Source organism: Serratia surfactantfaciens (genome assembly GCF_001642805.2).
GTDB classification, from domain to species: domain Bacteria; phylum Pseudomonadota; class Gammaproteobacteria; order Enterobacterales; family Enterobacteriaceae; genus Serratia; species Serratia surfactantfaciens.
Genome location: NZ_CP016948.1, coordinates 3,928,955 through 3,935,194 on the forward strand (window position 1 = coordinate 3,928,955; position 6,240 = coordinate 3,935,194).

Annotated in this window: 7 protein-coding genes; 6 read left to right on the forward strand and 1 reads right to left on the reverse strand. The window is 58.0% G+C overall.

All coding sequences use genetic code 11. From position 1 onward, the window contains the following. Nucleotides 1-8 precede the first annotated feature (8 nt). The 3 genes from prmA to fis all read left to right on the forward strand — a co-directional run bounded on the left by prmA (nucleotide 9) and on the right by fis (nucleotide 2,566). Entirely contained in the window at nucleotides 9-890 is an 882-nt protein-coding gene (gene prmA / locus ATE40_RS18445; protein WP_063918682.1) for a 50S ribosomal protein L11 methyltransferase, read from the forward strand. A gap of 393 nt (nucleotides 891-1,283) precedes the next feature. Continuing rightward, nucleotides 1,284-2,288, forward strand: coding sequence for a tRNA dihydrouridine synthase DusB (gene dusB, locus ATE40_RS18450; protein WP_004936856.1), 1,005 nt, complete (start codon nucleotides 1,284-1,286; stop codon nucleotides 2,286-2,288). Further along, nucleotides 2,270-2,566, forward strand: coding sequence for a DNA-binding transcriptional regulator Fis (gene fis / locus ATE40_RS18455; protein ID WP_000462905.1), 297 nt, complete (start codon nucleotides 2,270-2,272; stop codon nucleotides 2,564-2,566). The genes dusB and fis overlap by 19 nt, the downstream gene beginning before the upstream one ends. A gap of 126 nt (nucleotides 2,567-2,692) precedes the next feature. On the opposite strand, the gene ATE40_RS18460 is transcribed toward fis, so the two are convergent. After that, a complete protein-coding gene (locus ATE40_RS18460) occupies nucleotides 2,693-3,034 on the reverse strand; it encodes a hypothetical protein (RefSeq protein WP_004936850.1) in 342 nt (113 codons plus the stop codon). Between the two features lie 247 nt (nucleotides 3,035-3,281). Between ATE40_RS18460 and lpxO the strand changes: the two genes are divergently transcribed. The 3 genes from lpxO to ATE40_RS18475 all read left to right on the forward strand — a co-directional run bounded on the left by lpxO (nucleotide 3,282) and on the right by ATE40_RS18475 (nucleotide 6,221). After that, nucleotides 3,282-4,187, forward strand: a complete 906-nt coding sequence (gene lpxO / locus ATE40_RS18465; RefSeq protein WP_019453182.1) for a lipid A hydroxylase LpxO — start codon at nucleotides 3,282-3,284, stop codon at nucleotides 4,185-4,187. Between the two features lie 300 nt (nucleotides 4,188-4,487). Continuing rightward, nucleotides 4,488-5,408 carry a kdo(2)-lipid IV(A) palmitoleoyltransferase gene (lpxP, locus tag ATE40_RS18470; RefSeq protein WP_063918681.1) on the forward strand — a complete coding sequence of 307 codons (921 nt, stop codon included), beginning with the start codon at nucleotides 4,488-4,490 and terminating at the stop codon, nucleotides 5,406-5,408. A gap of 114 nt (nucleotides 5,409-5,522) precedes the next feature. Next, entirely contained in the window at nucleotides 5,523-6,221 is a 699-nt protein-coding gene (locus tag ATE40_RS18475) for a CTP synthase C-terminal region-related (seleno)protein (RefSeq protein ID WP_230328998.1), read from the forward strand. Nucleotides 6,222-6,240: the final 19 nt, after the last annotated feature.

Sequence of the window (6,240 nt, forward strand, 5' to 3'; positions counted from 1 at the left end):
GAATTGCTATGCCTTGGATCCAACTCAAACTGAACACCACCGGCAGCCAGGCGGAAGACCTGAGCGACGCGCTGGTGGAAAGCGGCGCCGTGTCGGTGACCTTCCAGGACACCCACGACAACCCAGTGTTCGAACCCTTGCCGGGTGAAACCCTGCTGTGGGGCGATACCGACGTGATCGGCCTGTACGACGCCGAGACCGATATGGCCGAGGTGGTGGCGATGCTGGAACAGCACCCGCTGCTGGGCGCCGGTTTCCGCCACAAGATAGAACAGCTGGAGGATAAGGACTGGGAGCGCGAGTGGATGGACAACTTCCACCCGATGCGCTTCGGCGAGCGCTTGTGGATCTGCCCGAGCTGGCGTGACGTGCCGGATCCCGACGCGGTCAACGTCATGCTCGATCCGGGCCTGGCGTTCGGCACCGGCACTCACCCGACCACCGCGCTGTGCCTGCAGTGGCTGGACGGCCTCGATCTGGCCGGCAAAACCGTTATCGACTTCGGCTGTGGTTCCGGCATCCTGGCGATCGCCGCCCTGAAGCTCGGTGCGGCGCGCGCTATCGGCATCGACATCGATCCCCAGGCCATTCAGGCCAGCCGCGACAACGCGCAGCGTAACGGCGTTTCAGAGCGTCTGGAGCTGTATCTGCCGAAAGACCAGCCGGCGGACCTGCTGGCGGACGTAGTGGTCGCCAACATCCTTGCCGGCCCGCTGCGCGAGCTGGCGCCGCTGATCGGCTGTCTGCCGAAGGCCGGTGGCCATCTGGGGCTGTCCGGCGTACTGGCCAGCCAGGCAAGCAGCGTAGCGGAAGCCTACAAAGAGAAGTTCGCACTCGACCCGGTCGCCGAGCGCGAAGAGTGGTGCCGCATCACCGGCCGCCGCAAATAAGCGACACGGCGCGTTGTTCTATCATCCACCGGCCCTGCGCCGGTGGATTTTTTTTGTCCGGCGATCGGCCCGCGAACGACACAAAATTTTATCCACTTTTTCGCCGTTCAACGACGGATCGCCCTGACAATGCGCCTTCCAGGCAGGCTATCCCGGCCAAAACAGCGGGTGAATGCAGATAATATCCTGCACAAAGGCGAATATTTTGCCGCACACAAAATAAGCACTTTTCGTCAACTTATTGTAAAATATATATAATATTTTTATGAATCACCGCGTAGCGCATTTTTCGCCCTAATATCGGGCCAATTGGTTAAAGTTTGGCCTTTCATCTCGGCGCAAAAATGCGTAATATACGCGCCCTTGCGGACACAGTATGGTCACTCTTTGTCTATGCGCATTGGACACCACCAGCTTACTAATTGCCTGATTGCGGCCCCGATGGCCGGTATTACAGATCGCCCGTTCAGAACCCTCTGTCATGCAATGGGTGCTGGGATGGCTGTATCCGAAATGCTCTCCTCCAACCCGGAGGTGTGGCGGACGGATAAGTCGCGTCTGCGTATGGTGCATAGCGATGAACCAGGGATCCGCTCCGTGCAGATTGCCGGATGCGATCCTGATGATATGGCCGCCGCCGCGCGTATTAACGTGGCCAGCGGCGCGCAGATCATCGACATCAATATGGGATGCCCTGCCAAAAAAGTGAACCGGAAGCTTGCCGGGTCCGCCTTGTTGCAGTACCCGGATCTGGTAAAACGGATCCTCCACGCGGTGGTTGACGCGGTGGATGTGCCGGTAACGCTGAAGATTCGCACCGGCTGGGCACCAGAGCATCGTAACTGTGTAGAGATTGCCCAACTGGCCGAAGACTGTGGTATTCAGGCCCTGACGATTCACGGCCGAACCCGCGCCTGTCTGTTTAACGGCGACGCGGAATACGACAGCATTCGGGCAGTTAAGCAGAGTGTTTCCATTCCGATTATCGCGAATGGGGATATTACTGACCCGCATAAAGCCAGAGCAGTGCTCGACTACACCGGGGCCGACGCCCTGATGATAGGCCGCGCTGCTCAGGGGAGACCCTGGATCTTCCGGGAAATCCAGCATTATCTGGACACTGGGGAGTTGCTGCCGCCGCTGCCGCTTGGCGAGGTGAAGCGCTTGTTGATTGGGCACATTCGGGAATTGCACGGCTTCTATGGCCAAGGCAAGGGATTCCGGATTGCTCGTAAGCACGTGTCCTGGTATCTCCAGGAACACGCTCCGAATGACCAGTTTCGGCGCACATTCAACGCCATAGAGGATGCCAGCGAACAGCTGGAGGCGTTGGAGGCATATTTCGAAAATCTTAGCGTAAAAAAAGAGCTGACAGAACTATGTTCGAACAACGCGTAAATTCTGACGTACTGACCGTTTCTACCGTTAACTCACAAGATCAGGTGACTCAAAAGCCTCTGCGTGACTCGGTTAAACAAGCACTGAAGAACTATTTTGCTCAACTGAACGGTCAAGACGTAAATGACCTGTATGAGCTGGTACTGGCTGAAGTTGAACAGCCACTGTTGGACATGGTGATGCAATACACCCGTGGCAACCAGACCCGCGCAGCCCTGATGATGGGCATCAACCGCGGCACGCTGCGTAAGAAGCTGAAAAAATACGGCATGAACTGATACTAGTCAGTTAACGTGTTGAAAAGGCGCAACCTTGCAAGAGGCGGCGCCTTTTTCTTTGGGGCATTCCCGGTTTGCGAGCAATAAAAAAGGCCGCAGCGCGGCCCTTGGGGTAAAGCGGAGACCTTACTCGGTCACTTTGTTCTTGAGGCTTTCCGCCCCTTGCTTGGTCTTATCCCAAGCCTTCTCCGACCCCTGTTTGGTGGAGTGCCAGGCCTTTTGCGAGCCTTCGCTCACTTTACTGCCGACGCTATCGCTCTTGCCTTCGGCGGCGTGCTTGGCTTTCAGCTTCAGCTCTTCACCCTTGTCCTGAGACTGGTGCAGCTTTTCTTTGGCGGTATCCGCCCCTTTATGCGCTTCGGCAACGACCTCGTTGCTGGCGTGAGCGGCGGTGTCGGTCGCGGTCTCAGCGGCGAACACCGGGGAAGCGAGCAGCAGTGCAGACAAGGCAATGATTGATTTCTTCATAAGTCCCTCTTTTCTCAGATACGTGCCATTCGTCATGAAACATGATGGCATAAAATGCCCCTCGAACGATTTAAGAATAGGACTAAAACCAAAAAAATCGATATAAAATTTTATTTTTAATGTATTTCTTGTTCTTTTATGCCACTCACGCAGATCCCGGTCAAAGAGCACGAAAACGTTAAATTTTTCCTGTCACAAAACTATAATTTGTACGAATTATTAACAAGCACTAACAGGGATGGATTCTATGGTTGCCGCGATCATTATCGGCATTTTCATCGTCAGCTTCCTCTACGCACACTCCCGCGGCAAAGAGAAACAAAAGGTTACCCGCCAACTGTTCGATCACTCCACGTTTATGGGGCCGATCAACATGTTTATGACCGGTTTCTCCCGTTTGCCCGCCAAACAGCCCTATTTCGACGAAAAAGGCTTCCCGGAACTGCAAACGCTGACCGACAACTGGCAGGTGATCCGCGAGGAAGCGGTGCGCCTGCAGGATCACATCAAAAAGGCGCAGTCGCACAACGACGCCGGTTTCAACACCTTCTTCAAACGCGGCTGGAAACGTTTTTATCTGAAGTGGTACAGCGACAGCCACCCTTCGGCGCAGACGCTGTGCCCGAAAACCGTCGAGCTGCTCAACCGCATCCCGTCGGTCAAGGCGGCGATGTTCGCCGAGCTGCCGCCCGGCAGCCATTTGGGTAAACACCGCGACCCTTACGCCGGTTCGGTGCGCTATCACCTGGGGCTGATGACGCCCAACGACGATCGCTGCTTTATCGAAGTGGACGGCGAGTCACACAGCTGGCGCGACGGCCAGGCGGTGATCTTCGACGAAACCTACGTGCACTGGGCGCAAAACGCCACCGACCAGACGCGCATCATTCTGTTTTGCGACGTCGAGCGGCCGATGAAGTGGCGCTGGGCGCAGGCGGTCAACCACTGGGTCGGCTCCACGCTGATGTCGGCGGCCAGTTCGCCGAACGACGACCAGGACCGCACCGGCGGCATCAACCGCATCTTCAAATACGTCAATGCGGTGCGCGACGCCGGCCAGCGCCTGAAAGCGCGCAATCGCCGCGGCTACTACCTGCTGAAATGGCTGGTGATCGCCGCAATTTTCGCCGCCATTATCATTCCCAGCCTATAAAACGCGCCAATCTTCAATCCAGGGGCAACGCGAATGAGAATATTCGCATGCCCCTCTTCCGCCACACCCCGTAACCTGTGCTAGCATAAGCATTCCTAGAGCCGCCTCCGCTGGCCAACAGCTATCCCTCCGAAGCCTGATAGCAGCGCAAACCGCCCTTCGAATGTAAATGTTTAGTCAATTATGGAATTCTGACTAAACCCTGGTCATGCCCGGGTGTCTGAGTGGTCGTATCGCTATCGAGTGGAACCTTTATGCGTTACAGCTTGCTGCCCCCTTTAACGTATAAAACGAGTTTCTATGAAACCTGCAAAAGCATTTCAACCGGCCTTGTTGCACCCGCGCTACTGGCTGACCTGGTTCGGCCTCGCTCTGCTGTTCCTGCTGGTCCAGCTCCCCTACCCGCTGCTCAACCGGCTGGGGGTGTGGATGGGCCGCACCTCGATGCGTTTTCTTAAGCGCCGCGTCGCCATCACCCGCCGCAACCTCGAGCTGTGCTTCCCCGAGATGGACGAAGCGCAGCGCGAACGCAAAGTGGTAGGCAACTTCGAATCTCTCGGCATGGGACTCTTGGAAACCGGCATGGCCTGGTTCTGGCCGGATAAACGCGTCAAGCGCTGGTTCAACGTCTCCGGCATCAATCACCTCAAAGTGGCGCAGCGGGACGATCGCGGCGTGCTGGTGATCGGCGTGCATTTCATGTCGCTGGAGCTGGGTGGCCGGGCGATGGGCCTGTGCCAGCCGATGATGGCGATGTACCGCCCGCACAACAACAAGGCGATGGAGTGGGCGCAGACCAAGGGTCGCATGCGTTCCAACAAGGCGATGATCGATCGCAAGGATCTGCGCGGCATGGTGCACGCACTCAAGCGCGGCGAGGCGGTGTGGTTCGCGCCGGACCAGGACTACGGCCCGCGCGGCAGCGTATTCGCCCCGCTGTTCGCCGTCGATCAGGCCGCCACCACCAGCGGCACCTTTATGCTGGCGCGCATGGCCAACCCGGCGCTGGTGCCGGTGGTGCTGATCCGCCGTGAAGGCGGTCGCGGCTACGACCTGCTGATTCAGCCGGCCCTGGAGGACTACCCGCTCAGCGACGAACAGGCGGCGGCGGCCTACATGAACAAAGTGATCGAGAAAGAGATCATGCGCGCGCCGGAGCAATATCTCTGGCTGCACCGCCGCTTCAAAACCCGGCCGGCCGGCGCGCCGTCGCTGTACTGAGCTTCTCTTGCCAGCCCGGCCAACGCCGGGCTTTTTTGTGCGCCGCGTATAAAAAACGGCGGCTCAATATCCCGCTTTGCTGTAATCTCCTTTTTTACCCGCACAGGAAAGGAAATGATGAAAGCTCAAGTCCGCATTGCTCTGGTCGGTGATTACAATCCGCAAGCCGTCGCCCATCAGGCCATCCCCGTAGCGCTCCAGCTTACCGCCGCTCACCTCGACATCGACGTTCAGCCTCAATGGCTGCCGACCGAAACCCTGACCTCCCCCGAAGTCCTGCAAGATTTCGACGCCATTTGGGTGGTGCCGGGCAGCCCGTATCGTCACGACGACGGCGCCTTTATGGCGATCAGGCATGCGCGGGAAAACGACGTGCCATTCCTCGGCTCCTGCGGCGGTTTTCAATACGCTATCGTCGAGTACGCCCGCAACGTGATGGGCTGGCACGACGCCGGTCATGCCGAAACCGACAGCGGCGGCCGGCTGGTGATCGCCCCGCTGAGCTGCTCGCTGGTGGAAAAAACCGGCGACATCGTTTTTCAGTCGGGCAGCCGCGTCGCGCGGGCCTACGGTAGCCTGAACACCCATGAAGGCTACCACTGCAACTTCGGCGTCAATCCGGAATTCGTCGCCGATCTTGAGCGCTTCCCGCTGATCATCAGCGGCCACGATACCGAAGGCGACGTGCGCGCTATCGAGCTACCGGGCCGGCGCTTTTACGTCGCCACGCTGTTCCAGTCGGAACGCGCCGCGCTGCGCGGCGAGCTTTCACCGCTGGTGGTGGAGCTCGTCAAAACCGCCGCTAACGGATAAAAAAAAGCCCTCTTGCGAG

Excerpts from the sequence above, each read along its gene's own strand:
- prmA (WP_063918682.1), top strand. The coding sequence starts at position 9 with ATGCCTTGGATCCAACTCAAACTGAACACCACCGGCAGCCAGGCGGAA.
- dusB (WP_004936856.1), top strand. The coding sequence starts at position 1,284 with ATGCGCATTGGACACCACCAGCTTACTAATTGCCTGATTGCGGCCCCG.
- fis (WP_000462905.1), top strand. The coding sequence starts at position 2,270 with ATGTTCGAACAACGCGTAAATTCTGACGTACTGACCGTTTCTACCGTT.
- ATE40_RS18460 (WP_004936850.1), bottom strand. The coding sequence starts at position 3,034 with ATGAAGAAATCAATCATTGCCTTGTCTGCACTGCTGCTCGCTTCCCCG.
- lpxO (WP_019453182.1), top strand. The coding sequence starts at position 3,282 with ATGGTTGCCGCGATCATTATCGGCATTTTCATCGTCAGCTTCCTCTAC.
- lpxP (WP_063918681.1), top strand. The coding sequence starts at position 4,488 with ATGAAACCTGCAAAAGCATTTCAACCGGCCTTGTTGCACCCGCGCTAC.
- ATE40_RS18475 (WP_230328998.1), top strand. The coding sequence starts at position 5,523 with ATGATGAAAGCTCAAGTCCGCATTGCTCTGGTCGGTGATTACAATCCG.